Genomic DNA, 26,006 nt, shown 5'->3' with positions numbered 1-26,006 from the left:
CTTATTCACTATTGAGATCTCAGAATGAAAATCGTCATTGATGAAAACATGCCTTATGCCGAAAGTTTATTTAGCCAATTAGGTGAGGTAGAAATGAAGCCTGGGCGAACGCTATGTGCAGATGATCTGGTGGATGTGGATGCCTTGATGATTCGTTCGGTAACCAAAGTAAATGCTCAACTGTTAATGAAAGCCAATAAGCTCAAGTTCGTTGGGACGGCGACAGCGGGCATGGATCATGTTGACCAAGCCTTATTAGCAGAAAAAGGCATTGCATTTTCAGCAGCGCCAGGCTGTAACAAGGTTGGGGTGGCAGAGTACGTGATCAGTGCGTTATTGGTTATGGCGCAGCAACAAGGCTTTCACTTATTCGATAAAACCGTAGGGATTGTGGGAGCTGGGCAAGTTGGAAGCTATTTAGCACAATGCTTACAAGCTATTGGAGTGAAAACTCTACTCAATGATCCTCCTAAGCAAGCTGCAGGCGATCCACGTCATTTCACGGAATTATCGGTATTGCTTCAGCAAGCGGATGTGATTTCTTTGCATACTCCTATTACTAATTCAGGGGAATGGCCGACTCATCATTTAATCGGTTCGGCGCAGTTAGCCTCGTTACGTGGCGATCAAATTTTAGTGAATGCTGCTCGTGGCCCTGTGGTGGATAATCGAGCATTAAAGCAACGTTTACAAAAACAAGATGGCTTTTGCGCTGTCTTAGATGTGTTTGAACAAGAACCGTGTGTGGATTTAGACTTGCTGCCTTTGTTGACTTTCGCCACGCCTCATATCGCAGGATATGGCCTTGAAGGCAAAGCACGAGGCACCACCATCATTTTCAATCGTTATTGTCAGTTTCTTGGCTTAGAGCTGCGCGCAAATCCTGAATCATTATTACCGGTTGCGCCCATTCCGGCGGTTAATTTGGCTCAAGGCTGGCAAGATGACGATAATAAAAACCAAGCATTACTGCACAATTTGACTCAGTTGATCTATGATGTGCGCCAGGATGATGCGCTGTTTCGTCGTGTAATCGATGAAGCAGACAGCGAAAAACAAGCAAAAGCGTTTGATCGGATGCGAAAAGAGTATTGGGACCGTCGTGAGTATTCGGCGATCACCGTATCCGCAACCCCGCAATTCAACGCAAAACTGACACCTTTGTATCAATTAGGGTTTAAACGAGCTGAATAAACAGCTTAAATGAATCCATACGCTCTATATCTAAATTGAGGTTTAAATGAGTCAAGAATTTAACGTGGCAATCTTTGGCGCAACCGGTGCCGTTGGCGAAACCATGCTGGAAGTACTGCAAGAGCGTAAATTCCCAGTAGGAGATTTATTCTTATTGGCGAGTGAGCGTAGTGAAGGCAAAACGTATCGTTTTAATGGCAAAACCATCAAAGTGCAAAACGTTGAAGAGTTTGACTGGTCGCAAGTGCATATCGCACTCTTTTCTGCGGGCGGTGAATTATCGGCGCATTGGGCACCAATTGCTGCGGATGAAGGGGTTGTCGTGATTGATAATACCTCACAATTCCGTTATGAATTTGATGTACCGCTAGTGGTGCCAGAAGTGAATCCTGAAGCGATTGCTGAGTTCCGTAACCGTAATATTATTGCTAACCCAAATTGCTCAACCATTCAAATGTTAGTGGCATTAAAGCCGATTCATGATGCGGTAGGTATTGAACGTATTAATGTTTCCACTTATCAATCCGTTTCAGGAGCAGGTAAAAAGGGCATTGATGAATTAGCAGGACAAACTGCAAAACTTCTGAATGGTTTACCAGCAGAAAATGATGCTTTCTCACAGCAAATTGCTTTTAACTGTATTCCACAAATCGATGTGATGATGGAAAACGGCTACACCAAAGAAGAGATGAAAATGGTGTGGGAGACGCAAAAGATTTTCAACGACCCATCCATTCAAGTCAATCCTACCTGCGTGCGAGTTCCGGTATTTTATGGCCACGCAGAATCTTTACACATCGAAACGCAATCGCCAATCGATGCTGAACAAGTAATGGATATGCTTGAGCAAATGGAAGGGGTGGAAGTTTTCCGTGGTGAGGATTATCCGACTCAAGTTCGTGATGCTGGCGGTAAAGATACCGTTATGGTAGGGCGTGTACGTAATGATATTAGTCACCACAGTGGGATCAATATGTGGGTTGTGGCTGATAACGTGCGTAAAGGAGCGGCCACCAATGCGGTACAAATTGCCGAAGTGTTAATCCGAGATTATTTTTAACACTGCCATCAGCAATAATATAAATTGATTATCACGAAAAGCCTTATGTCAAACATGAGGCTTTTTTTCTAACTTATCCGCAGTTGAGGTTAACTTAACCTCAACTGCGGATAAGAGTGTCACAATAACAACTCTAACCTTATGATATATAAAAGATAAAAAATCTATCAGGTACATAGGGTTGATTGCTTTCTCTCAATATTGCAATTTGGGATGACTAACAAGGCAAAATCATAAGTCAATAGCTGGCCTATTGCGTTGATTTTAACGAAGTTAGACGCCCAAAGTGCTGTATTGAGTGACTTCTAGTTATTCGCAGCTGAGGTTAACTTATTGGCCGTTAAGGTTAACTTAGGGTATGAAAAGTGAGGTTTGAGAGAAAAATAACTGAAAAATAGATGTTTTTAGACATCATCACTACCCGAATAGGGGTATTATCCTATATATTTAAATTTATTGATTAACTTCTTGGATCAGCCGAATTTTATATGCGCTATACATTTAAGCACTTTATCACTCCTGTTGTTTTATTGTTTGCAACGCAAATGCCGGCTGCTTGTGCAGATGAGGTAAGAACAGCAGAAGAACCAATAAGCCAGGTGTCTAGCCAACAAACATCGGAATCTCTGTCTTTGCCAACGGTCTCGTATTCTGACGATGATATAGCCTCAACTTATGGGCCAACGCAAGAAGAGGAAACGTTGTGGTCGATAGCAAAAGATTATCGTCCTGCGAAGTCGGTCTCTGTGGCTCAAACGGTATTAGCGACCTACCAACTCAATGCTAAGGCGTTTGAAGATCATAATATTCACGGTTTAATTCCCGGCAGTATGTTGCGCTTACCCACATTAGACGCGATTCAAAAGGTCACTACAGAACAAGCCGTTGAGGTTATTCAGCGCGATAAACAACGCCCGGTGCCTTCACAAGTTGATTCAAGCCTTACTCCCCCCCCGCCAGCCAAACTAGAAGATTATACCAGCCTAGCTGTGCCCGTTGAGGAGCGAGAAGGCGACGCAAAACCTACTATTACAGAAGCTGTTGTTAGCGAAACAGCGGCTACAGAACCTGTAGTTGCAGAACCGGCGTCTCAATCCCCACAAGAGCTTGCATCAGTTTCACAGAGCGCAAGTGCGTCACTAACAACGGATTCTCAATCTACAGTTTCTCAAACCACCGTTTCTCAAGCTGCGACCTCTCAAGTTTACGCTGTGTCGCCAGAGGATAGCTCAGTATCAAAGGCTAGCTTGCAACAAAACGAAGAAGCTGATGCTCCGGTGAATGGGGTCATCGCAACACAAGCTCCTGCTCATGAGGTGATGGATGAGGAGCAACAATCGATAGTATCGGATTTAACCACTGAAACCATCGAGATGGAAAAAGTTGAGGAAATGAATTCTCGCTTAACCGATGAACTGACAAAAATTCAGCAGCAGTTAAATGAATTGAAAAACAGTTTGGCCATAGGCGATCACAATCGAGCCAATGCTATGCAGGTTGATGAAGCGCCTTCTACATCAATCGACTCTCCTCAAGCTTTTGTACGTATTGCTAATCAACATCCTTGGTTGTGGGTGATCATCTTATTACCGTTAGTCTTGATTTTATTAATTGTGCGACTGCTTTTTGTGCGTCAACCGAAAACAAATCAACCGCTAGAAACCTTGGCAATGACTCAGAAAGTTGAGCCTAAAGAGGTGAGTGTTAATCCGGAAATTTTGCTTGCAGATGTCTCTGCTGTCGATAACCATTATCAAGAAACAGAAACAGAAACAGAAACAGAAACAGAAACAGAAACAGAAACAGAAACAGAAACAGAAACAGAAACAGAAATCAGCTTTGATGACATGGCATCGATGGTTTATAGCGAAGATGAAGCGCGCCTTGATGCAGAAATGAAACCGGTCGAATTTGATGTGTCAATGCAAGAGGTTCCAGAAGCACAAGCAGACGAGCCAGCTCCGCAACATGAGTTTGATGAACGTTTAATTACTCAGCCTCCTGTTCAATCTGAACAAGCGGTGGCGCTAGTATCTCCAACACTTGACGATAATACACAGTTACAGGCGTCTGTTTCGCAACAGCAGTCCCTCGAGCAATCGCAGGCCGAAGTTGCCACGAAAGCGCATAACGAGTTAACGCAAGCAAAAGCCGAAGCTCAACCAACTGGAATAGCTCAACCACCTGAAATAGATCAACCAACTAAAATAGCTCAATCATTTGAAACAGTCGACGCTTCTGATGAACCAGATTTAGAAGTCGGGCTGGATGAGTTCCCTGATGTGTTAGGGGATGTCAAACCTTTCGATGTGGATATTAACGCTGAAATGAACAGTCATTTAGATCTTGCTCGCGTCTTTATGGAAATGGATGACAAGCGTACCGCTGAAAAATTACTCAAAACAGTATTAGCCAAAGGCGACCAATCACTCAAACAGGAAGCGAAAAAGCTATTAGGGTTATTGTCGTGAATCGATAATATGTAAGGACAGTTTTATCATTTAAGGCGGCTTCGGGCCGTCTTTTTGTTGTTTAAATGGTTGTTTTACACCTGAGAAAAGGTGGCGATAGACTCACTGCTAGGTAATGAATTACGTGGTTATGACTTTCTTATCCATAATTGAGTCTATATACTTTGCGGCTTATTGATTGATGTATAAAAAAGAGTGGTTAACATGCGCATTGCTTTAGGTGTTGAATATGATGGTAGTAAGCTTTTTGGCTGGCAAAAGCAAAAAGACGTACCGAGTGTACAAGAACATTTAGAAAAAGCGTTATCGATTGTCGCGAATCACCCTATTGAAGTGCAATGCGCAGGGCGAACCGACGCAGGCGTTCACGGCACGGGACAGGTGGTACACTTTGATACTACGGCCTCTCGTAAGTTAGTTGCTTGGACAATGGGTGTGAATGCTAACTTACCAAGTAATATTGCGGTGCGTTGGGCGCATGAAGTCTCAGATGAGTTTCACGCACGTTTTACAGCGACAGCGCGTCGATATCGCTACATCATCTTTAATAATGCTTTTCGCCCTGGAATATTAAGCTCGGGAGTAAGCCATTATCATAATCCGCTCGATGAGCAAAAAATGCACCAAGCCGGGCAATACTTGTTAGGCGAAAATGATTTTACCTCTTTCCGAGCGGTACATTGCCAGTCGAGAAGTCCGTGGCGTAATGTGATGCACCTTAATGTTTCTCGCATGGGGCAATATGTGATTGTGGATATTAAAGCCAATGCTTTTGTACATCACATGGTGAGAAATATCGTTGGGAGCTTGATCAAAGTGGGCACTGGCGAAGAAAAGGTCGAATGGATTGAATGGTTGTTGGCGCAAAAAGACCGAACCTTAGCTGGAGCCACCGCCAAGGCCGAAGGGTTGTATCTTGTCGATGTGGATTATCCAGAACATTTTAATTTGCCGAAAGTGGCAATTGGTCCGTTATTTTTAGCTAATAATTAGTTTTATGTTAGCCTGCAATTCGCTCTATTTTAGCCAATAACTGGTTTTAGCGAATAATTGGTTGTGTTACCAAGGGGGTTGTGGAGAATCATTTGCGGCTGCTAATATCTTTTGCTGGTTGATTGCCTGTTATTGCTAATCAACCTTCAGTTTTATGGATTAGTTTGATTTTCTTCACATTATTATTACACTAGCGTGATTACGTCACTGTATGATAAATCTCAATTTTTCGATTAAAAACTGTGCATTAGTTAACCTTTTTGTGATTTTTGGTGTTTTTTAAAACGCATTAATATAGGTACAACCAGTTTTTTATCTACACTGCGGACATTATGTGTTTTAATTTGCTCCGTATTTTATTTCTCAAATTCTCATCTCTTGCATGACGCGAGGGATCTAGCTAAAAGGTCTTCCCATGAGTTGGCTTGAAAAAATTTTTACAACTACCAATATTGTTAATACTCGTAAAGCGTCTATCCCTGAAGGCATTTGGACCAAATGTACCTCTTGTGAACAGGTGTTATATCAAGCAGAGTTAGAGCGTAACTTAGAAGTTTGTCCTAAGTGTGACCATCACATGCGCATGAAAGGCCGTCGTCGTCTTGAAACCTTTTTAGATACCGGTACTCAAGTTGAAATTGGTCAAGAGTTAGAACCGAAAGATAAATTGAAGTTTAAAGACTCTAAACGTTATAAAGACCGTCTTTCAACTGCACAAAAAGAAAGTGGTGAAAGCGAAGCTCTTGTTGCTATGAAAGGTGAGCTGATGGGCATGCCATTAGTCGCTTGTGCTTTTGAATTCTCATTTATGGGCGGTTCGATGGGCTCTGTAGTCGGCGCGCGTTTTGTTCGTGCGGTCGATGCGGCGATTGAAAATAATTGTGGTTTAGTGTGTTTCTCTGCAAGTGGCGGTGCTCGCATGCAAGAAGCATTAATGTCCTTGATGCAAATGGCCAAAACCAGTGCGGCGTTAGAACGTTTATCTCAAAAAGGTTTGCCTTTTATTTCCGTGATGACAGACCCTACTTACGGTGGTGTGTCTGCCAGTCTTGCGATGTTAGGTGATATCAATATCGGTGAGCCAAAAGCCATTATTGGTTTTGCTGGTCGTCGTGTTATCGAGCAAACGGTACGTGAAAACCTACCAGAAGGCTTCCAACGTAGTGAGTTCTTATTAGAGCACGGTGCGATTGATATGATCGTTGACCGTCGTGAGATGCGTCCACGTATTGGTAAGCTGGTGGCTAAATTAACGAATTATCAGTTTCCATTAGAATCTTCTGATGATGCCGCATATGAAGTCCCTGTGGCAGATAAGAAAGAAAAATAATCCCTTTATCTTAGGATAAATAGCGGTTTATTTTTTGCGATAAATAGCCAATAAAATGTTATCTTATCTTCATTGATGTGAAGATATAATGAGTTCAGCATTTAATGAGCAAACTTAATTCTCCTGAAGCCACATCTCCTTTAGCGATGTGGCTTCATTATTTAGAAAATATCCATTCCAGTGCCATTGATCTTGGCTTAGATCGCGTGAGCCAAGTTGCTCAAGCCGCCAATCTAACCAAACCCGCTCCAACGGTGATTACAGTCGCCGGGACCAATGGGAAAGGGTCAACCTGCGCACTCATGGAATCCATTTTACTTGATGCCGGCTATACAGTGGGTGTTTATAGTTCTCCTCATCTGATTCACTATAATGAACGTGTACGTATTAACGGGCAGGATGTGTCAGATGCATTGTTAACCCAATCTTTCGATTTTATTGAACAACAAAGAAAAGACATTAGTTTAAGCTTTTTTGAGTTTGGGACCTTGTCGGCTTTGCGGATATTTCAACAACAAAATGTGGATGTAGTCTTGCTTGAAGTTGGGTTAGGAGGGCGCTTAGATGCCACGAATGTGGTTGATCACGATGTGTCTGTGATTACAAGTTTAGCGATAGATCATGTCGATTGGCTTGGTGATGATATTAATGTCATTGGCTTTGAAAAGGCAGGAATTTATCGTACAGGTCGACCGGCGATTTGTGGACAACCGAAAGCCCCTCATACCGTTGCAGCGCATGCTGATGATATTGGCGCTGAGTTTTATCAAGTAGGATTGCAATTTAACTATCAAGTGACGGATGAAAAACAACAACGCTGGCGTTGGCAGTCTGGTGGCTTTGATTTAAACGATTTACCTATTCCCTCTCTTCCTTTAGCCAATGCGGCTACCGCCCTGATGGCCTTGAGTGTCTCTGGTTTAGAGCTTAGCGATGTCAATGTTGTCAATGGCTTGCACAATGCGACGCTAGCAGGCCGGATGCAAGTTCTGTCTCAACAGCCCCTTATTTTGTTAGATGTGGCTCATAATCCACATTCTGCTCAATATCTGGTGACGCAGCTAAAACATGCTTATCCTAACCAAACCATTCGAGCCGTAGTGGCAATGTTGCATGATAAGGATATTGCTTCCACTTTATCGGCATTGTCTTCTGTCGTCACTCATTGGTATCCTGCTTCTTTGCATGGCCCAAGGGCGGCGAATGTGGATGAATTAGTCGGTTATCTTCCACAGGTGGAAGGTAAGTTTGAGACGCCTGTCGAAGCCTTTGTACAGGCAAATCAACACGCTACTAAAGATGATGTGGTTTTAGTTGTCGGTTCTTTCCATACGGTAGGAGCGGTTCTCGATTATTGGCAAACAACGAACATGGGGAGTCAGCATGGCCAGTAAGTTTCAAAGTCGTTTGATAGGGACGGTGATCTTAGTCGCGATTGGGGTCATTGTATTACCTGATGTATTTGATGGTCAGAAGGAACATTATAAAGAAGACTTCGCGGCGATTCCGATCAAACCTAATCATGAGGCAACGCCAAGCTCTGGTCATCAGGTTAAGCCACCGGTTGAATTAGATGTAGCCTTACCTGACGAACCCGTTAGCCAAACGATTGAAGAGCAACCTACAACCACAGCTAAAGCGGAACCTCAATCGAACAATCGTCCATCTGTTACCCAAACTAAGCCTAAAACCGTGGCGCAAAAGCCGGCACCAATGAGGGAAACCAATCAATATAATGATAGCGCTTGGATGATTCAGTTAGTTGCTTTGAAAAACCAAGATAACGCGAAGAAGCTCGTTGCCGATCTGCAAAAGCGCGGTTTCCAAGCGCATTTAAGACCAGATGGTGGATTATCTCGTGTAATTATCGGTCCTGATGTTTCAAAAGAAAAAATGGAACAACAAATTGATAAGCTAAAAGAAATTACTGGGCTCAAAGGTCAATTACAGACATTTAAGCCACTTAATTAATAAGAAAACGTTTGCGTCGCGTATTTTTCTGTTAAAATGCGCGCCAACTTAAGATGTAAATTTTATGATTTGGATAGATTTTGTCATTTTAGGGGTGATCGGCTTTTCAGCTTTGATCAGCTTAGTACGTGGTTTTGTAAAAGAAGCTTTGTCATTGGTGATTTGGTGTGGAGCATTTTATATTGCCACTCAATACTACCTGAAGCTTGCTGCCTACTTCACTAATATCGAAAATGATATGGCCCGCAATGGCGCTGCTTTAGGGGCGTTATTTATTGCCACTTTAGTGGTTGGAGCTTTGTTGAACTACGTGGTTAGTCAATTGGTGATTAAAACTGGTTTATCGGGCACTGACAGAGTATTAGGGATTGTATTTGGCGCTTTGCGTGGGGTACTGATCGTAGCGGTCGTGTTATTTTTTATGGATGCCTTTACAGCATTCCCAAATTCAGATTGGTGGAAAGAGTCGCAGTTGATTCCGCAATTTAGTCGAATCATTGCTCCTTTTTTTGACCATCTAAAACAAACATCAAGTTTTTTGTCTGGTGCGGCTATCTAAAGGGACGGTAAGCACCAGTTCTTTACCAATCGAGGATTTAAGACATGTGTGGTATTGTTGGGATCGTAGGTGTAACGCCTGTCAATCAATCGATTTATGATGCTTTAACGGTACTGCAGCATCGTGGCCAAGATGCGGCAGGTATTATTACCATAGATAGCAATCGTTTTCGTCTACGTAAGGCTAATGGATTAGTTAAAGATGTGTTTGAAATTAAGCACATGCAAAGACTACAAGGCACAGTGGGTGTGGGGCATGTTCGTTATCCGACGGCGGGGAGTTCAAGTGCTTCTGAAGCACAGCCTTTTTACGTGAACTCGCCTTATGGAATAACCTTAGCCCATAATGGTAATTTGACTAATGCCAACGACATCAGGCAGTGGTTATTTGAACAAGGACGCCGTCATATTAATACCACCTCCGACTCAGAAGTTCTTCTTAATATCCTCGCCCAAGAAATTGATCAATTCGAAAATTATCCCCTCACTCAAGCTGATATCTTTAATGCGATTCGAAAAGTTCACACCATCGTAAAAGGTGCTTATGCCGTCGCTGCGATGATTATTGGGCACGGTATGGTAGCGTTTCGTGATCCTAACGGCATTCGTCCATTATGTTTAGGTAAACGTGTCGTTGATGGCCGCGCTGAATACATGGTGGCGTCTGAATCGGTGGCATTGGATGCGGTTGGTTTTGATTTTGTTCGCGATGTCGCACCAGGTGAAGCGATTTATGCCACCTTTGATGGGCAATTATTTAGTGAGCAATGTGCTGAAGAGCCGAAATTAAATCCTTGTATCTTTGAGTTTGTGTATTTTGCTCGTCCAGATTCTTTCATTGATAAAATTTCCGTGTACAGCGCACGTGTTGAAATGGGTAAAAAACTGGGTGAGAAAATTAAGCGTGAATGGGATGATTTAGACATTGATGTGGTCATTCCTATTCCTGAAACTTCGTGCGATATTGCGTTAGAAATTGCGCAACTTATCGATAAACCTTACCGTCAAGGCTTTGTGAAAAACCGCTATGTTGGGCGAACTTTCATTATGCCGGGCCAACAACAGCGTAAAAAATCGGTACGTCGTAAATTAAACGCCATCCGTTCGGAGTTTAAAGGTAAGAATGTGTTATTAGTCGATGATTCTATTGTCCGAGGCACGACCTCTGAGCAAATCATTGAGATGGCTCGTGATTCTGGGGCGAAGAATGTGTACATGGTGTCGGCTGCGCCAGAAGTTCGTTTCCCGAATGTGTATGGTATCGATATGCCTAGCGCTAATGAATTGATCGCTCACGGTCGTGATATTGACGAAATTTGTCAAATGATAGGAGCTGATGCGTTAATGTTCCAAGAGATTGATGATTTAGTGGATGCAGTCGGTATTGGCAACCCCAATATTACTCAGTTTGAAACCTCAGTATTTAGTGGACAATACGTGACTGGTGATATTGACCAAGCTTATCTCGATCATATCGATTCGCTGCGTAATGATGACGCAAAATTAGAGCGTGATATGCAAGTGGATCTAGCAAATTTAGAGATGCATAACGAAGGGGCATGATTGGGAATGTGTTCGTAAGTCTGATATTTATCAGGCTTAGCCTTTCTCGACAGTGGGCTTGAGACCACGACAAATCTTGTTTACCAATAGCTTGTTTACTACTAGAAAGCCAGAGTGTAATGCTCTGGCTTTGTGTTTTCACGAGAGAGTCGTAGTTGCGAGATTAGAGCGCTTCGTGCTGCGCAATAAAATCAATCAAGAGACGAACTTTTTCTGGTTGATGATGTTTGTGGTTATACAGCATATAAATATCACGTGAGTTTGCGCTCCAGTCATCCAGCACTTGAACTAAACGACCCTCACGTAAATAGGCTTCAATCATTACATCTGGCATCAAACTGATCCCCAATCCATACGTACATGCTTTACGTACCACATTAAGTTCGCTGGCTTCCAGACGGCCTTTTTCATTTATTGTAATGGTTTCACCTTGAGAGTTAGTCAGTTGCCACTTAACGAGGGGTAAGCCTTTTAAGAGGGCATGATGACGTAAATCTTCGGCGTGGTGTAAATCACCGCAGTCAGCAAGGTATTTAGGGCTTGCGACCAGAATATCTTTCACTTGGTTTATTTTACGTGCAATTAGGGTGGAATCGCGTTGTGGGCCAACACGGAAGATCACATCCCACTCAGTAGGATCAAGTTGATCGGCGTAATTGGTCATAGAAAGCTCAATGCGAATCTCTGGATATTTGGCCATAAATTCATTCAGCATTGGCATGATCATGCGCTTGGCGGTATTGGAAGGCGCGGAGATACGCAATTTACCAGATGCGCCTCGACATTCATCTGAGATACTTTCGGTCGTTTCTGCTAGGTGCTTTAATAAAGGTGAACATTCATCGTAGAAACGTTGTCCAGCTTCGGTAAGTGAAAGCTTGCGCGCATTACGATTGAGTAAACGTAAGTTTAAGCCTTCTTCTAAAGCTTGAATCCGACGAGTGATAGTGGCAACAGGGATACTCGTTTTACGGGATGTTGCCGTGTAACTTCCATTGTCTACAACTAGTCGAAATAAATTCAAATCATCAAGTTTCATGGTATGTGCACTTATAAATACATCGAGTTAGTGGTTAGTGTAATCAAACATCCACAAAGTTGGTTGTTCAATATCAAAAATGATTGTGTATTATCAAAAATCCTTGTTATTTGACCTTATCATCAGGCCAGCTAGTTTTAAATACAATCTTTTATCTCTCATTTTCAAGCTGCCATCTAATCTTATTGATAAAAGTTCCAATTATTATTTGTTTTTGAGATCCCCTCAAAATAATCTGAGTTGTAAGTTGAATTTACTCTTTTTGATAACTACTTTTGAAGTAGGTTATGTGAACAAACTTGATGTGTTTAGGCTCTAGTTTTCGTAACAATCATTCTCATAAAAATCGTTTTATTCTCGTGTTTCACAATAAGTATTTTTAACTCGGCAGTTATTCTTATAAAAGCCAAGATATTGATAACCACACACTATAGATTGGCTGATGAACGTGTTGATGAGATAATTTCACCTTTCATATGAATGGTATTAGAGATTCACTGACGATTAAGAGGTTATCCCAATATGCATAATTTTGTGTCTTATATGCAAACCCCTGATGCTGACCTAGGTAATGCAATGCAAACAATTATGCTGGTGGATGATGATTCTGTTTTTCGTTCTATGATGGCTACTTACTTGCGGCAATTAGGCTATGAGGTCATTGAAGCGGAAGATGGTCTTGAAGCTCTGAAAACGTTACGCCAACATGTTCCCGATTTGATGATTTGTGATTTGAATATGCCAATCATGACCGGGATTGAATTAGTGGAAGAAGTCAGTTGGCAATTTCCCATGTTACCTATGATTGTGGTCTCAGCGACCGAAGATATGGCTGATGTGGCAAAAGTTCTCCGTTTTGGTATTAAAGACTTCCTGACCAAACCCATCACTCGCCTTGAACATTTTACCTCCGCAATTCAATCAACACTCTCTGAATCCCACGCAAATCCTAGTGTTGTCAGAGACTTTTCAAGCCAATGGTTTCAATTGGATCATTCTGGGCAAATTGATCAAGAAAAAGAGCTGTATTGGCACTTAAATCACTTAAAAGACAATGTTGTGACGTCTCGAGATCTGTTGCAAGCGCTTCAACCTGAACGGGACACCCAACAAGGGGGTTGGAAGTGCAGTTACTTAGTCTTACAGCCTTCGGAAATGATGCCCTTAGTGTTTGATTATGCTTGGTTAATGGATGGTCGATTTGCCTTTTATTTGTTGGATTCTTCTGATGGTGGCGACAATGGTGTGGGCTCAGCTTTGTTAGTAAGAGCATTATTTAATGACTTTTTAAGAACTCGTAAACGTTGTCATTCGGATTTAAAAGATTTGGCGGATGCGGTAGAAAAAGGCATTAGTTGTACTCAATGTTCTGCACCGATTAATGCGTTATTTGGCATTGCTGATATGGTTGAAGGCAGTATTTCTATTTTACCTGCTGGATTAAAAAGCCGTTGGACACACGCAGGCTCGGCACAAGTGATTGAAAAAGGAATTAAATTAGGTGAAGGGTGTACAGGTAACTTTATGACCAGCGACTTGCCGATGAAACAGGGTGGGGAGTTGGTGTTAAGTGAAATAGGAGTGCGAAGTTTTAAATTAATGATCACTAATCTTAGTTATTAATAACGGTGATGTTTTATGAGCTTGATTTGACTTTGTATGTTGGAGTTACTGATTCATAAGTTAGGTTCCTATCACTTGATTTGTGAGTATTAGGTTTGTGAGTATTTAGGCTTTTGAGGATTTAGCTTTTTGCCAACGGGTTTTGTGACGTAGCTTTCAGCTTTGGAATAACCCTTTGGATTGTCCGTTTTTGTCATCAACTTTATCTTTTATAGTGCGGCTTTCATGATAATGAAGGGATGAATGATGGCAGAGACCAATTTTAAGGAACCGTTTAATCTTTTTTACTTTTTAGGGATCATAGTAGCTTTACTTTTACCCACACTTCCTGCAACACTAACTTGGATAAACCTGCTTAGCCAAAACTAGTGTTACCACTAAAAATCTTGCAGTTAAGTAGGCGGTCTATTGCTTGTTTTTAGTGTTTATTTAGGGATAAAAGCCATCATACGTAAAATTTTATTAAACGCCGTAGGTGGCTTAGCCTTGATATTAGGCGTTTTGGGGATCTTTTTGCCCTTACTTCCTACCACCCCTTTTTTATTGCTTGCGAGTGCTTGTTTTCTTCGCAGCAATGAAAAATTCCATCACTGGATTCACCACCACCCTCATCTTGGGCCGATCATTGATAATTGGCAACAACACCGAGCCGTCAGTGCAAAGATGAAAAAGCGCGGTTATCTGCTGTTGAGTCTCAGTTTTATCTTTTCCTTTATCATGCTGACAGCTTGGTGGATGAAGTTAGGTCTTGTGCTCGGTTATGCCATATTATTGTTTTGCTTTCATCGATTACCCATTCTTGAAACTGATCATGAGGTTGATGAACCTCGTGAAAATCACTAACATCGCCATCTCAGGCGGCACATCAGCCTCTTTGTATAGGAAATGCTAAAAGCTTGCTTCTATATTGGAGCTTTTGTGTTCGTATATTGTAATGACAGGATATAAATCATTACTCCCACGCTTTAGGAGTGTTATTATTCTCCTTAAAGTTAATTTTAGATAAGAAATAGATTATGACTACAAAGACTCAAGCTTTCATTCAAGCGAGCATTAAAACCATCCCTGATTATCCAAAGCCGGGCATCTTATTTCGCGATGTGACCAGTTTAATGGAAGATGCTAAAGCCTATCAGGCAACCATCCAATTATTGGTTGAACAGTATCAATCAAAAGGTTTTACTAAAATCGTCGGTACGGAAGCCCGTGGGTTTTTATTTGGTGCACCTCTAGCGCTGGAATTAGGTTTAGGTTTTATCCCAGTTCGTAAACCCGGCAAATTGCCACGCGAAACCGTTTCTCAATCTTATGAGCTTGAATACGGTACTGACGTGCTAGAAATTCACACTGACTCTATTCAACCTGGTGATAAAGTCTTAGTGGTCGATGACCTGCTAGCCACTGGTGGCACCATTGAAGCAACCGTAAAATTAATTCGCCAATTGGGCGGTGAAGTAACGGATGCGGCCTTTGTGATTAATCTACCGGATATTGGTGGTGAGGAAAAATTAAAAGCATTGGACTTAACGGTGTACAGCATTTGTGAGTTTGCAGGACACTAATAGCCGCGAGCACGGTATCTTTCACTGTTGGAACAACTGAACCGGAATCATTAATGAGTTATTTAGCGTTAGCCCGAAAATGGCGACCAACCAAATTTGAAAATGTCGTTGGCCAGAGCCATGTCATTACTGCGTTAGAGAATGCCCTTAAACAGAATCGCTTGCATCATGCGTATTTGTTTAGTGGTACCCGAGGCGTAGGTAAAACCTCTATTGGTCGTTTATTTGCAAAAGGGCTTAACTGTGAAACCGGGATCACGGACAACCCTTGTGGTGTCTGTGACAGTTGTGTCGAAATTGACCAAGGGCGCTATGTCGATTTATTAGAAATTGATGCAGCGTCACGCACCAAAGTGGAAGACACTCGTGAGTTGCTTGATAATGTGCAATACAAGCCAGCACGTGGCCGATTCAAGGTGTATCTCATTGATGAGGTGCACATGTTATCGCGCCACAGCTTCAATGCTTTATTGAAAACATTAGAAGAGCCCCCTGAGTATGTGAAATTTTTACTCGCGACCACCGATCCACAAAAGCTACCGGTCACGATTTTATCGCGTTGTTTGCAATTTCATCTTAAACCGATTAATTCAGAACAGATACACGAACAGCTTAATTATGTGTTAGGTGAAGAGAGCATTACTTCTGAACCTCGCGCCTTGAGGCTGATCGCACATGCTGCAGATGGCAGTATGCGTGATGCGTTAAGTTTAGCCGACCAAGCGATTGCACTTGGAAATGGCCATATTGATGATGCAACCGTTGCCAATATGCTTGGTACTTTAGATACCGAACAAGCAATCTTTTTATTGGAAGCCATTAGCAGTAAGCAGCCACAAACCGCGATGGATTGCTTAGAAAAATTGGCAGCCAATGGCACGGATTGGGATGGTTTATTAAAAGAGTTAGCGACACAGCTGCATCGGATTGCGATGTATCAAGCGCTACCTGCCAGCTTAAATAAAGAACAGCCAGATGCGGAAAGAGTGGAGTTACTTAGCCAATCTTTGACGCCACAAGATATTCAACTGTATTACCAAATTATTGTTAAAGGTCGACAAGACCTTCCTTTTGCGCCAAGTGAAAAAATGGCGGCAGAAATGTTGATCCTGAGGATGTTGGCTTTTCGGCCTGCGACCGTGACCTCAGGTAATGCCATTGTTGAACCAACTCAACAAGCACATACTATTCCAGTGGTGGAATCTGCCCCTAAAGCGAAGCCAATGGCGAATCAGCAAGTGAACATGAGGCAAACCGATGCACCGGCTGCGCCAATGAACAAAGCACCGCAACGGCCTGCTTCGCAAGCTCCAACTTCGCAGACAGCAGTCTCGCAACCAACAGGCTCGCAACCATCAGCATCACAGTCGTTAGCGCCACAAGCGCCAGTTTCTCAGCCACCGGTTCAAGCTCAACCACAAGAGCCAAGCTCCGCAGCTTCACCATTAACTGGCTTGAGACATCAGTTGCGCAGTAAGCGTGAGCATTTAAAAGCCGCACCAACACAAGCGAGTGCGCAAGGAAACGACCGTTCAAAAAAGTTTGATACGACGTCTGCAAAACCGGCTAAAACCTCTGTCCTTGATCGTATCGCAAGTAAGCATACGGCAGCGGCAGTTGAGGCTGTGCAGGGGTCGTCTGCGACATCAATAGCAACTACGAGTACCGACAACGCGTCTGAGCAACAACCTTATCAATGGATACCCTCACAACCAGCACCATTGCAAGCAGAGAATAATGAGCTCACGCCTTCGCAAATTAAAAAAGCGTTAGAGCACGTTAAAACGCCTGAAATGGCAGAGATGTTATTACAAGAAAGTATTGCTCAAAGTGAATGGGCAGCCATCATTGCGAAAATGAATACCGCAAAGCTGGTGGAACAATTAGCCTTAAATTCCACATTTAGTAAGCAAGAGAATCAAATCGTTCTTGGGCTTCGTGCTGAACAAGCACACTTGAATACTCCGAAAGCTCAACAAGAATTAGTTGATGAATTATCGGCACACTTTCAACAAAGTTGTGAATTAGTGGTGGAAGTCAGCGACCAAGGCATGACACCGCTAGAATTAAGAGAAAAGCTTTATCAAGATAAATTACACAAGGCATTTGAAAGTTTAGAAAGTGATCCGAACGTGCAATTTTTGCAAAAGCGTTTTGCTGCAGAAATGGATGTGGATAGTGTACGTCCAATCTAAAATCAGCATTGTATGAAAAAGCAACACTTGGTCAATGAAGGATTGAAATCCAATCTTTCTAACCCAATAACCAACTTAAATATTTTATTCTAGTTAGATAACAAGCGAGAAATGAGCATGTTTGGTAAAGGCGGAATGGGCAACATGATGAAGCAAGCCCAGCAAATGCAAGAGCGTATGCAAAAGCTTCAAGAAGAAATCGCGAACATGGAAATTGTTGGTGAATCTGGTGCTGGCCTAGTGAAAGTAACAGTAACAGGCAGCCACAGTGTACGCCGCGTTGACATTGACGAAAGTTTAATGGAAGACGACAAAGAAATGCTAGAAGACTTAATTGCGGCGGCATTTAATGACGCCTCTCGTCGTATCGAAGAAACCCAAAAAGAGAAAATGGCTTCTATTACTGGCGGTATGCAATTACCACCAGGTATGAAAATGCCATTTTAATTTAACCATCAAAGGTCAATAGACCCGAGAGAGTCATACATGCGCACAAGCAGTATGCTGGAACAATTGATGGAGGCCTTACGTTGCTTACCTGGGGTAGGACCCAAATCAGCACAACGTATGGCCTTTCATTTATTGCAGCGAAATCGGAAAGGTGGCTTACAACTGGCAGAGGCGTTATCTCAAGCAATGACAGAGATAGGGCATTGCGATCAGTGTAGGACATTTACTGAAAATGAAACTTGTCACATCTGTACCAACCCAAAACGTCAAGCCAATGGGCAAATTTGTGTGGTTGAAACGCCAGCAGACATTGCCGCTATTGAAGCGACGGGCCAGTATTCAGGCCGTTATTTTGTGCTGATGGGACATTTATCACCCCTTGATGGGATCGGGCCAAGTGACATTGGCTTAGACTTATTGGATCGCCGTTTAAGTCAGGGTGATATTGAAGAAGTGATTTTGGCAACCAACCCAACGGTAGAAGGGGAAGCGACAGCGCACTATATTGCGGAGTTGTGTAAGGCCCATCAAGTCAATGCCAGCCGAATTGCTCATGGCGTTCCTATGGGAGGCGAGCTGGAGCTGGTGGATGGCACCACGTTATCGCACTCACTATTGGGACGTTTGAAACTGTAAGTTATATTTCAAACAATAATTTATATTTCAAATAATAAGTTAAACTCGAAACTTGATAAAGGTATTGATGATTCGACCCGATATTAAGTTTCGATTTTTGCTTAGGTCATCTTTTCTAAATCAGAAATAATCACGAGTGCTTCAGCATTAGAATGACCACAAATGGCTTTCTCTGCCTTAAATGCATGGCAGACGGCTGGGCGTTCAGGTTGACCAAATAACTGACATAAGTTGTCTTGATTCAATTGAATGCAACGCACACCAGCGGGTTTACCATTAGGCATACCTGGGATCGGTGATGAAATACTGGGGGCAATACAACAGGCTCCACAACCTAATCGGCATTCCATAAACTATTCCTCTACCTTTATATGCGCGAAAATTGGCCGCAGAGTGTAGCAAAATACCCTTTCAAAAAGTAGCATAACTTGAATTTCATTCAGAATGGGCGTATAAAGCGCAACCTATATTGAGTATTGGTTCCATTTATTTTTAAGTAGGCAGGTTATGACAATTCCATTTTGGCAAGCAAAGACATTACAACAAATGAGCGAGCAGGAATGGGAGTCTCTATGTGATGGTTGTGGTAAATGTTGCCTACATAAACTCATGGACGAAGACAGCGATGAGGTATATTACACCAATGTTGCCTGTAGCTGGCTGAATAGTAAAACCTGCAGCTGTAAAGATTACCCAAACCGCTTTCAATCTGGTGAAGAATGTTTAAAGCTGACTCGTGATAAAATTGAAGAGTTTAATTGGTTACCAGAGACATGTTCTTATCGCTTATTAGCCGAAGGGCAAACATTACCACAATGGCACCCGTTGATTACCGGCTCGAAATCTGCGATGCACGCCGCCGGAGAAAGTGTGCGCAATAAAGTCGTTTATGAAATCGATGTCGTGGATTGGGAAGATCACATTTTGAACCACCCACATCGTAGATAAGTGAGATGAAGCTGGATAAGGGCTTGTCCGTTATGTGAGTGCCTTTTTACGCCGATATCATTTTCTGTTATGACAATTTGCCGCCACTTTGTTGCCTATTTAATGGTAACAAAGTGGCTTTTTTAATGGTGATAAAAAATGATGGTAGAAAGAGTGGGAGTAAGAAGATCGTTGAGAGGTTTTAAAACAGGACACCATTTTAAGTGACCAGTGGATAAATAAGCGCACCGTGTGTTTTATCTGCGTGCTTAATTTACAGCGGTCAGCTAACTAAATGATTTTCAATCTATTCGAGTAATAAAGGTTTGCTCATCATCGACAAAAGCCACAAAGCCGCCGTGATAGATAAACACCCGACCACGCCCCTCAACGAGACAGGCAAGCTGTGGGTTTAAATCTTCTTCATTGTCTTGGCTCTGAAAAGTACCGGTATCGGTGATCACGCCACGGAGTGGAGGCAAATATCCATAAGTACGCTTGGCTTGATCAATTAGGCTCAATTCGCTAGCAATAGAGAAGCAAGAAGGGATCGTACCGGCATCTTCAATAAAGAGAGTTTTCAGCTCTTCAAAAGCGGTAATCACCAGCCAGTCGATATCATTAACATGATGAATATACATTGATTTTCTCGGTAATTCTGATGCGGAGATTCTATCATTATTAGCGATAGAGCGTAGTAGAAATTTAAGTAATCACAACTGAGACTAAGTATTAAAGGGAGTCATTTTGTGCCTGATTCGGATATCTGCGAGTAGCTTAAAATGAGTTTTCCCTCAAAAAGGATTTAGTGTAATCAATCCCATCCCCGCTTCCCCTTATAAACTATTATTGTCAGTGTGTAGTGGTACAGTGACACCATTTGCCAAGGGGAAGCTTTAGTTGCAGCTAAAGTCTTACCCGAAACAGGTCGAACGATAGGGATAATTTTCCATACTAAAGTTCAAGGCTTCAACATACTTTCGCTGATCTGATAGAAAGAGTTCCCTAAATCACAATTGTCCAAACACCTGTTACAACGAATAATCGACTGTGTAGTCACTATGGTGGCTGACGGTGTAAAGGAGTAGGGTTCACTTGTAGGGTAGAGAACTGCTTAGTTACACAAAGGTAGAATAGAGACAACGCCCTGCTTAATATTATCAGCAGGGCGTTTTTTATTTACTCACAACGAGTTGGGGCTGCGCGGGTGGACATTGCCTTATAGGCTTGTTGCTGGTTTTCTTTTTTCACATAGCGAACTGGTGGCGCTAAAACGTGTAATTGATAGTCGCTGTGATTGAGTTCTGGAGTGGCTACCGGAGTCACAATCATTACCTTTAGCTTAGGGTTCAGCTTGTTAATTTGTGCAGCGGTGCCTAAGCCACCTTCAGTATGAAACTTTCCTGCAATATGTAAGACTGTGGTATGTGGGTGCTGCTCAAGGTAATCAACGATGGTTTCTGCCATTGTGGCATCCCAAGTTAATTGAGAGGCATACATATTGATATGTTGGCTTGGTTCCCCATGGTGCATCGAGGCCATGAATTTTTGTTTATAGGCTGAGTCACTGATGTCGATATTAGCTGCTACAGAATGGCGGGTTGAAGCATCAAGTTTATCTAAGTAACCCAATCCTTGCTGAGCAATACAACGAATGATGGGTTTGGGAGCATTGGCTGCGAGTACATCAATATTCGACGCTTTAGCCACTTCAATTAAAGGGCGATAATCACTTTCATAATTGGGCCAAGCTTGTCCTTGTTGAATTAAGGTTTGCTCGCCGATCTCACCATGCAAATATTCATCGACGATAGGTTGCGCATCACGGCTAAATTGTTCCATCGACAAAGCAACGGGATGACTGCTGTTTGTGATTAATTGCTGCAAAGCTTGGGTCTGGAAGCGATGAATCCCCGCGTGTGTATGCCATTCACCAATCAAGATAACATCGGCTTGCTGTGCTTCTGTCACCCATTGTGATAATTCAAGTGGCTGATTCTGTGGGGTATAGAGTTGATAGTCGTAAAAAGTGTTCACTGAATCTGGCTCAGATGGGGTATTGAGCGTGCTGCAACCACTTAGCAATGCTGTGGCAGATAATAAGGCTGTTAGAGGTAAAGAAGTCGAAAGATTAACCATAATGTTCTCCGTGTAGGCGCTTATAGTAAAACGTTGGAGCAAATGATTCAATGCAATTGATAATTATTTTCATTAAAAATCTGTTTGCTGATTAATTGCACAATAACGTGATAATAAGTATGAAAAAAGTATTAAAGGCAACGTAAAATATAGGCTTCAAAAAGGAAGCTTATAATGAAAAAGTGGTCACTTATCCCTTATATGTTGTCTCCGTTACTGGCGTTACCCAGTTTCGCAATGGCAAGCCCTAATACTCAAATTGATTCATTTTCTAAAGCCAAGCGCTTGCTGATGGAAAAGGTTTACAATCAACCCTCTATGCGTAACACCGTGTATTGTGACGCCCAATTTGACGCGAAGAAAAATATCACCTTGCCCGCAGGTTTTGACGATCGTTTATATACCAAACGTTCAAAACGAGTGGAGTTTGAACATATTGTACCTGCTGAGAACTTTGGTCGTGCTTTTGTTGAGTGGCGAGAAGGGGATGCACAATGTGTGAGTAGTAAAGGCAAATCTTATAAAGGCCGGAAGTGTGCCGATAAAGTCAGCCACGAATATCGATTAATGCAAGCGGATGGTTATAACTTATTTGCAGCGATTGGCAGTGTGAATGCCTACCGCTCAAATTATAATTTTCAGATGCTTTCAGGCACTCAATCGGATTTTGGTAGCTGTGATTTTCATGTCGATGAGCGCAAAGCACAACCACCAGAAAAGGCTCGAGGTTTAATTGCTCGAACCTATTTGTACTTTGATGTGACCTACCCTAAGTTTCGCTTGAGTAAACAGCAAAAACAATTGTTTACCGCATGGGACAAACAATATCCGGTCAGTGATTTTGAATGTCAAAAAGCGAAAATTGTGCAAAGTTACCAGCACAACGATAACCCGATTTTAGCGGCACGTTGCGCGGCAAAATAATGTTATCCATCCGTGTTATTTGGCACTCTTTGCGCTAGTTATCCTCAGTGAGGCTAGTTAATGCGGATTTCTTATATACTCTCAACATGAAATCGGCTTCACATTGAAATTGTGGTGTAGATTTCAGTTGTTTCCGCATTGCCTCGGTTGCTTTCCAAGCGAACGGCGTCATTTGTAATAAGTCATCCGCCTGCTCTCCACTCATTGTCATGGTGTAGTGGAGTTTGTCGGCCTGTATCAATTCAAACCCTTCAATCTCTTCAGGGGTTTCATCATGCAAGCGAACGTCTTGATAAACCAATTCACGTAGTTGGTAAAGATGACGTGCTGCTGGCGTAACCGTAATAACGCAACCATTTTCTGTAGTGACTCGTTGTAGCTCTGAGTGATGACAGGGTGCGTATATACGTAAAATGGTATCTAAACTTTGATCCGCAAACGGGAGTCGGTGACTGGAGGCGACGCAAAATTGTAAATCATCACGAGCGTAGCGTTTGGCAGCATAGCGAATGGCGACTTTTGAAATGTCCAAACCATAACAGGTTGCGTTGGGGCTGCGCTGTTGGAGTTGCTGGGCGATAAAATCAGTGTAGTAGCCCTCACCACAGCCGATATCAAGGAGCTGGGGAGAGGCGACTAAGCTATGCTCAACACAAAGTGTGGCTACCGCTTCACGCATTTGATGGTAATGATTCGAATCTAAAAAGCGGCGTCGCGCTTGCATCATTTCTGCATTGTCACCGGGTTGTTTTGAACGCTTATGCTGAACCGGCATTAAATTAACATAGCCTTCTTTAGCACGATCAAATTGATGATTATGGTCACATTGATAGCCACTTGAGGTGACTGTGAGAGTGTGATGGCAAAGAGGGCATTGATAAGTCATACGGCTTTTAATCTTATTGTTAATTGGGCTGTGAAGTATGGCATGGAGTATATGATGAAAAAAGGACTAGGTTGAAAAAGATCCTAGCCCTTAGTTTTGAGCGTCTATATAGGTATTAAGCTTGCAAACCTATCTTAGTACTGAGTAAATAGCTTTCACCTGGCTCAAGAGTATGGCCAGTTTCAAGGCTTTCGGCATATAAGGTTGACTCGACACATACCATATTGCGGTAGGCTTCATCTTTCATATCAACCATACCATGGGTAAGCTCCCATGGGTTCCAAATCACGGCCGCATTATCACCGCTATTTTCCACACAAATGGTGCGTTGATGGCTGGGATCTGAAATGCAAATTTGTTGTGTTGGATGAGTATAAACACGATCAACACCGGCTGTGATATTTAATGTTGTGCCACCGAGACAAATTTTATCCGCCTGTAATTTATCAATATAGTGATCACCCATACCAGTAATTTGCGTTTCTAAGATATTCGCAATATTGAAATAGCTATGAAGAGCACCTGAGAAGGTCCACGCATGGTCATCGGTATTTTTAATGCGTAAAGTCGTCGTTAATTGCTCGGCAACTTCAATATCTAAAAAAACTTCAAATTGATGAGGCCAAATCGCGAGCGTTTCTTGTGAGAGAGGCAGGGCGATGCGTACCATAGCGCCGTGTTCATTTTCTCTATGCTCTACGAGTGACCATTGAGTGGTTCGTGCAAAGCCATGTGAAGGCGTGCCTATACGCGCAAACCAAGGCCAACAAACCGGAATACCGCCGCGGATCGGAGTGATTGCATCGAAAATAGCGTCTTCGCTAGTCCAAATAAGATCTTGCTCACCTTGTGGTTTGAATGAAATGACATGACCACCAAATAGAGAAATTGCAGCTTCGGCTTTAGGGTGTTGAATGTGGATGATTTTAAGCTGATCTTTTTGAGTAATCGTGATGTAGTCAGAGAGAGTACTGATGATAGGTAAATGGGTTAGCTTCATGGAATGGGTTCCTAGTTTCTGGTCCCTAGTTTCTAGGAAAAGAAGATTTCCTGAAAAAGGGAGTCATCAAAATCATAACTATAGTCAGTAAAGCAAATAGCTTCAGTGAAAACCCAGGGACTAGGGACTAGCCACCCAGGAACTATCAACAAAAAAGGCGACACTATGGCCGCCTTTTGTCACTTATCTTCTAAAAGAAGACCTTTCAAAGAAAGTCTGTGCTAATGCTTACTTAGAGATGTGAGCGATTAGGTCAAGAACTTTGTTTGAGTAACCGATTTCGTTGTCGTACCAAGATACAACTTTAACGAATTTGTCGTTTAGTGCGATACCAGCTTTAGCATCAAATACTGAAGTGTTAGTTTCGCCGATGAAGTCTTGAGAAACAACTGCATCTTCAGTGTAACCAAGAACGCCCGCTAGTTCATTTTCAGAAGCGCGTTTCATTTCTGCACAGATGTCAGCGTAAGAAGCAGCGTTAGATAGGTTAACTGTTAGGTCAACAACTGAAACGTTAGCAGTTGGTACGCGGAAAGCCATACCAGTTAGTTTGCCTTGTACTTCAGGAAGTACAACGCCTACCGCTTTAGCAGCACCAGTTGAAGATGGGATGATGTTTTGAGAAGCACCACGGCCACCACGCCAGTCTTTCATAGAAGGACCATCTACAGTTTTTTGAGTTGCTGTAGTTGCGTGAACAGTAGTCATAAGACCAGATTCGATGCCCCACTTGTCGTTAAGAACTTTAGCGATTGGCGCTAGGCAGTTAGTAGTACAAGAAGCGTTAGAAACGATGTCTTGACCAGCGTAAGTTTCGTGGTTTACGCCCATAACGAACATTGGAGTTGCGTCTTTAGAAGGACCAGTTAGAACTACTTTTTTAGCACCTGCAGTGATGTGTTTACGTGCAGTTTCGTCAGTTAGGAAGATACCAGTTGCTTCTGCAACGACATCAACATTGATTTCGTTCCATTTTAGATCTTCTGGGTTACGTTCTGCAGTTACACGTACAGTTTTACCGTTAACGATTAGGTTACCGTCTTTAACTTCAACAGTGCCGTTGAAACGACCGTGAGTTGAATCGTACTTAAGCATGTATGCCATGTACTCAACGTCGATTAGGTCGTTGATACCAACAACTTCGATGTTGTCACGCTCAACAGAAGCACGGAAAACGAAACGTCCAATACGGCCAAAACCGTTAATACCTACTTTGATAGTCATTGTAGTTGCTCCACAACTTAATTTTCAGATTAAAGATAACTGGTAGTAAAATTACAAAACCCAGTCAGTGACTGCAAGGCATAATCGGCTTTTACTTGTTTAAAGTCAAAAAAAAGAGTTACTTTCTTCCAAAACCGGCAAAATCGATTAATTTGCGCCCAATAAGTGACTGTTTCACTTTGCTAATACTACAAGCTTGTACATATCCTGCATGTTCAGACATGAATCATAGCTTAACGTGATTCACATCACCATTTCAAA

At 42.4% G+C, this 26,006-nt stretch carries 24 protein-coding genes; 17 read left to right on the top strand and 7 right to left on the bottom strand.

All coding sequences use genetic code 11. The annotated features are described in order from the left end of the window. Window positions 1-24: 24 nt before the first annotated feature. From VCA1004_RS07410 to purF, 9 genes are all read left to right on the top strand, one after another. Window positions 25-1,194, top strand: coding sequence for a 4-phosphoerythronate dehydrogenase (locus VCA1004_RS07410; protein ID WP_086983562.1), 1,170 nt, complete (start codon window positions 25-27; stop codon window positions 1,192-1,194). Between the two features lie 46 nt (window positions 1,195-1,240). Then, window positions 1,241-2,254 (top strand): aspartate-semialdehyde dehydrogenase, encoded by a 1,014-nt coding sequence (locus VCA1004_RS07405; protein ID WP_086983565.1) that lies wholly within the window; start codon window positions 1,241-1,243, stop codon window positions 2,252-2,254. A gap of 488 nt (window positions 2,255-2,742) precedes the next feature. Next, complete coding sequence (locus VCA1004_RS07400; protein ID WP_126000524.1) at window positions 2,743-4,725, top strand: FimV/HubP family polar landmark protein; 1,983 nt, start codon at window positions 2,743-2,745, stop codon at window positions 4,723-4,725. A 204-nt stretch (window positions 4,726-4,929) separates the two neighbouring features. Beyond that, the gene (gene truA, locus VCA1004_RS07395) at window positions 4,930-5,718 is read left to right on the top strand and encodes a tRNA pseudouridine(38-40) synthase TruA (RefSeq protein WP_086983571.1); all 789 of its coding nucleotides are present in this window, start codon (window positions 4,930-4,932) and stop codon (window positions 5,716-5,718) included. A gap of 415 nt (window positions 5,719-6,133) precedes the next feature. Continuing rightward, a complete protein-coding gene (gene accD, locus VCA1004_RS07390) occupies window positions 6,134-7,048 on the top strand; it encodes an acetyl-CoA carboxylase, carboxyltransferase subunit beta (RefSeq protein ID WP_086983573.1) in 915 nt (304 codons plus the stop codon). 104 nt (window positions 7,049-7,152) lie between these two features. After that, window positions 7,153-8,442, top strand: coding sequence for a bifunctional tetrahydrofolate synthase/dihydrofolate synthase (gene folC, locus VCA1004_RS07385; RefSeq protein ID WP_086983576.1), 1,290 nt, complete (start codon window positions 7,153-7,155; stop codon window positions 8,440-8,442). Then, window positions 8,432-9,019: an SPOR domain-containing protein gene (locus tag VCA1004_RS07380; RefSeq protein ID WP_086983579.1), complete on the top strand. Its 588-nt coding sequence runs from the start codon at window positions 8,432-8,434 to the stop codon at window positions 9,017-9,019. The genes folC and VCA1004_RS07380 overlap by 11 nt, the downstream gene beginning before the upstream one ends. 64 nt (window positions 9,020-9,083) lie before the next feature. Further along, window positions 9,084-9,578 carry a CvpA family protein gene (locus VCA1004_RS07375; RefSeq protein WP_086983583.1) on the top strand — a complete coding sequence of 165 codons (495 nt, stop codon included), beginning with the start codon at window positions 9,084-9,086 and terminating at the stop codon, window positions 9,576-9,578. 44 nt (window positions 9,579-9,622) lie between these two features. After that, window positions 9,623-11,140, top strand: a complete 1,518-nt coding sequence (purF, locus tag VCA1004_RS07370) for an amidophosphoribosyltransferase (RefSeq protein WP_086983586.1) — start codon at window positions 9,623-9,625, stop codon at window positions 11,138-11,140. A gap of 163 nt (window positions 11,141-11,303) precedes the next feature. On the opposite strand, the gene VCA1004_RS07365 is transcribed toward purF, so the two are convergent. Then, complete coding sequence (locus tag VCA1004_RS07365; RefSeq protein WP_086983589.1) at window positions 11,304-12,179, bottom strand: LysR family transcriptional regulator; 876 nt, start codon at window positions 12,177-12,179, stop codon at window positions 11,304-11,306. Window positions 12,180-12,701: 522 nt separating this feature from the next. On the opposite strand from VCA1004_RS07365, the gene VCA1004_RS07360 reads away from it, so the two are divergent. From VCA1004_RS07360 to recR, 6 genes are all read left to right on the top strand, one after another. Then, window positions 12,702-13,802 carry a response regulator gene (locus tag VCA1004_RS07360; RefSeq protein WP_164520841.1) on the top strand — a complete coding sequence of 367 codons (1,101 nt, stop codon included), beginning with the start codon at window positions 12,702-12,704 and terminating at the stop codon, window positions 13,800-13,802. A gap of 435 nt (window positions 13,803-14,237) precedes the next feature. Further along, entirely contained in the window at window positions 14,238-14,645 is a 408-nt protein-coding gene (locus VCA1004_RS07355; RefSeq protein ID WP_086984650.1) for a DUF454 family protein, read from the top strand. A gap of 173 nt (window positions 14,646-14,818) precedes the next feature. Continuing rightward, window positions 14,819-15,364 (top strand): adenine phosphoribosyltransferase, encoded by a 546-nt coding sequence (gene apt / locus VCA1004_RS07350; protein WP_086983591.1) that lies wholly within the window; start codon window positions 14,819-14,821, stop codon window positions 15,362-15,364. 53 nt (window positions 15,365-15,417) lie between these two features. Beyond that, entirely contained in the window at window positions 15,418-17,559 is a 2,142-nt protein-coding gene (gene dnaX, locus VCA1004_RS07345; protein ID WP_086983593.1) for a DNA polymerase III subunit gamma/tau, read from the top strand. 117 nt (window positions 17,560-17,676) lie between these two features. Next, window positions 17,677-18,006: a YbaB/EbfC family nucleoid-associated protein gene (locus VCA1004_RS07340; protein ID WP_086983596.1), complete on the top strand. Its 330-nt coding sequence runs from the start codon at window positions 17,677-17,679 to the stop codon at window positions 18,004-18,006. Window positions 18,007-18,045: 39 nt separating this feature from the next. Next, window positions 18,046-18,645, top strand: coding sequence for a recombination mediator RecR (gene recR / locus VCA1004_RS07335; RefSeq protein ID WP_086983599.1), 600 nt, complete (start codon window positions 18,046-18,048; stop codon window positions 18,643-18,645). Between the two features lie 101 nt (window positions 18,646-18,746). On the opposite strand, the gene VCA1004_RS07330 is transcribed toward recR, so the two are convergent. Beyond that, window positions 18,747-18,995: a YkgJ family cysteine cluster protein gene (locus tag VCA1004_RS07330; protein ID WP_086983602.1), complete on the bottom strand. Its 249-nt coding sequence runs from the start codon at window positions 18,993-18,995 to the stop codon at window positions 18,747-18,749. Between the two features lie 157 nt (window positions 18,996-19,152). On the opposite strand from VCA1004_RS07330, the gene VCA1004_RS07325 reads away from it, so the two are divergent. Next, on the top strand, window positions 19,153-19,593 hold the full coding sequence (locus tag VCA1004_RS07325) for a YcgN family cysteine cluster protein (protein WP_086983605.1): 441 nt from the start codon (window positions 19,153-19,155) through the stop codon (window positions 19,591-19,593). A 281-nt stretch (window positions 19,594-19,874) separates the two neighbouring features. On the opposite strand, the gene VCA1004_RS07320 is transcribed toward VCA1004_RS07325, so the two are convergent. After that, the gene (locus VCA1004_RS07320; protein ID WP_086983608.1) at window positions 19,875-20,213 is read right to left on the bottom strand and encodes a cytosolic protein; all 339 of its coding nucleotides are present in this window, start codon (window positions 20,211-20,213) and stop codon (window positions 19,875-19,877) included. Between the two features lie 538 nt (window positions 20,214-20,751). Then, a complete protein-coding gene (locus VCA1004_RS07315) occupies window positions 20,752-21,711 on the bottom strand; it encodes a ChaN family lipoprotein (RefSeq protein WP_086983610.1) in 960 nt (319 codons plus the stop codon). Between the two features lie 174 nt (window positions 21,712-21,885). On the opposite strand from VCA1004_RS07315, the gene VCA1004_RS07310 reads away from it, so the two are divergent. Continuing rightward, the gene (locus VCA1004_RS07310) at window positions 21,886-22,635 is read left to right on the top strand and encodes an endonuclease (protein WP_086983612.1); all 750 of its coding nucleotides are present in this window, start codon (window positions 21,886-21,888) and stop codon (window positions 22,633-22,635) included. Between the two features lie 34 nt (window positions 22,636-22,669). On the opposite strand, the gene rlmA is transcribed toward VCA1004_RS07310, so the two are convergent. The 3 genes from rlmA to gap all read right to left on the bottom strand — a co-directional run bounded on the left by rlmA (window position 22,670) and on the right by gap (window position 25,745). Next, entirely contained in the window at window positions 22,670-23,521 is an 852-nt protein-coding gene (gene rlmA / locus VCA1004_RS07305) for a 23S rRNA (guanine(745)-N(1))-methyltransferase (protein WP_086983615.1), read from the bottom strand. Window positions 23,522-23,636: 115 nt separating this feature from the next. Beyond that, entirely contained in the window at window positions 23,637-24,521 is an 885-nt protein-coding gene (locus VCA1004_RS07300; protein WP_086983618.1) for a D-hexose-6-phosphate mutarotase, read from the bottom strand. Window positions 24,522-24,749: 228 nt separating this feature from the next. Beyond that, window positions 24,750-25,745, bottom strand: coding sequence for a type I glyceraldehyde-3-phosphate dehydrogenase (gene gap, locus VCA1004_RS07295; RefSeq protein ID WP_086983621.1), 996 nt, complete (start codon window positions 25,743-25,745; stop codon window positions 24,750-24,752). Between the last annotated feature and the right edge of the window lie 261 nt (window positions 25,746-26,006).

Source organism: Vibrio aphrogenes (assembly GCF_002157735.2).
GTDB classification, from domain to species: domain Bacteria; phylum Pseudomonadota; class Gammaproteobacteria; order Enterobacterales; family Vibrionaceae; genus Vibrio; species Vibrio aphrogenes.
Note: the sequence above shows the minus strand (reverse complement) of the source record. Positions and strands in the feature narration are given on the sequence as shown.

Coding starts and splice junctions, on each gene's coding strand:
- purF (WP_086983586.1), top strand. CDS start 9,623: ATGTGTGGTATTGTTGGGATCGTAGGTGTAACGCCTGTCAATCAATCG.
- VCA1004_RS07410 (WP_086983562.1), top strand. CDS start 25: ATGAAAATCGTCATTGATGAAAACATGCCTTATGCCGAAAGTTTATTT.
- VCA1004_RS07325 (WP_086983605.1), top strand. CDS start 19,153: ATGACAATTCCATTTTGGCAAGCAAAGACATTACAACAAATGAGCGAG.
- dnaX (WP_086983593.1), top strand. CDS start 15,418: ATGAGTTATTTAGCGTTAGCCCGAAAATGGCGACCAACCAAATTTGAA.
- VCA1004_RS07375 (WP_086983583.1), top strand. CDS start 9,084: ATGATTTGGATAGATTTTGTCATTTTAGGGGTGATCGGCTTTTCAGCT.
- VCA1004_RS07315 (WP_086983610.1), bottom strand. CDS start 21,711: ATGGTTAATCTTTCGACTTCTTTACCTCTAACAGCCTTATTATCTGCC.
- rlmA (WP_086983615.1), bottom strand. CDS start 23,521: ATGACTTATCAATGCCCTCTTTGCCATCACACTCTCACAGTCACCTCA.
- gap (WP_086983621.1), bottom strand. CDS start 25,745: ATGACTATCAAAGTAGGTATTAACGGTTTTGGCCGTATTGGACGTTTC.
- VCA1004_RS07340 (WP_086983596.1), top strand. CDS start 17,677: ATGTTTGGTAAAGGCGGAATGGGCAACATGATGAAGCAAGCCCAGCAA.
- VCA1004_RS07400 (WP_126000524.1), top strand. CDS start 2,743: ATGCGCTATACATTTAAGCACTTTATCACTCCTGTTGTTTTATTGTTT.
- VCA1004_RS07380 (WP_086983579.1), top strand. CDS start 8,432: ATGGCCAGTAAGTTTCAAAGTCGTTTGATAGGGACGGTGATCTTAGTC.
- VCA1004_RS07365 (WP_086983589.1), bottom strand. CDS start 12,179: ATGAAACTTGATGATTTGAATTTATTTCGACTAGTTGTAGACAATGGA.
- VCA1004_RS07405 (WP_086983565.1), top strand. CDS start 1,241: ATGAGTCAAGAATTTAACGTGGCAATCTTTGGCGCAACCGGTGCCGTT.
- folC (WP_086983576.1), top strand. CDS start 7,153: ATGAGCAAACTTAATTCTCCTGAAGCCACATCTCCTTTAGCGATGTGG.
- accD (WP_086983573.1), top strand. CDS start 6,134: ATGAGTTGGCTTGAAAAAATTTTTACAACTACCAATATTGTTAATACT.
- VCA1004_RS07330 (WP_086983602.1), bottom strand. CDS start 18,995: ATGGAATGCCGATTAGGTTGTGGAGCCTGTTGTATTGCCCCCAGTATT.
- VCA1004_RS07310 (WP_086983612.1), top strand. CDS start 21,886: ATGAAAAAGTGGTCACTTATCCCTTATATGTTGTCTCCGTTACTGGCG.
- VCA1004_RS07300 (WP_086983618.1), bottom strand. CDS start 24,521: ATGAAGCTAACCCATTTACCTATCATCAGTACTCTCTCTGACTACATC.
- VCA1004_RS07320 (WP_086983608.1), bottom strand. CDS start 20,213: ATGTATATTCATCATGTTAATGATATCGACTGGCTGGTGATTACCGCT.
- VCA1004_RS07360 (WP_164520841.1), top strand. CDS start 12,702: ATGCATAATTTTGTGTCTTATATGCAAACCCCTGATGCTGACCTAGGT.
- apt (WP_086983591.1), top strand. CDS start 14,819: ATGACTACAAAGACTCAAGCTTTCATTCAAGCGAGCATTAAAACCATC.
- recR (WP_086983599.1), top strand. CDS start 18,046: ATGCGCACAAGCAGTATGCTGGAACAATTGATGGAGGCCTTACGTTGC.
- truA (WP_086983571.1), top strand. CDS start 4,930: ATGCGCATTGCTTTAGGTGTTGAATATGATGGTAGTAAGCTTTTTGGC.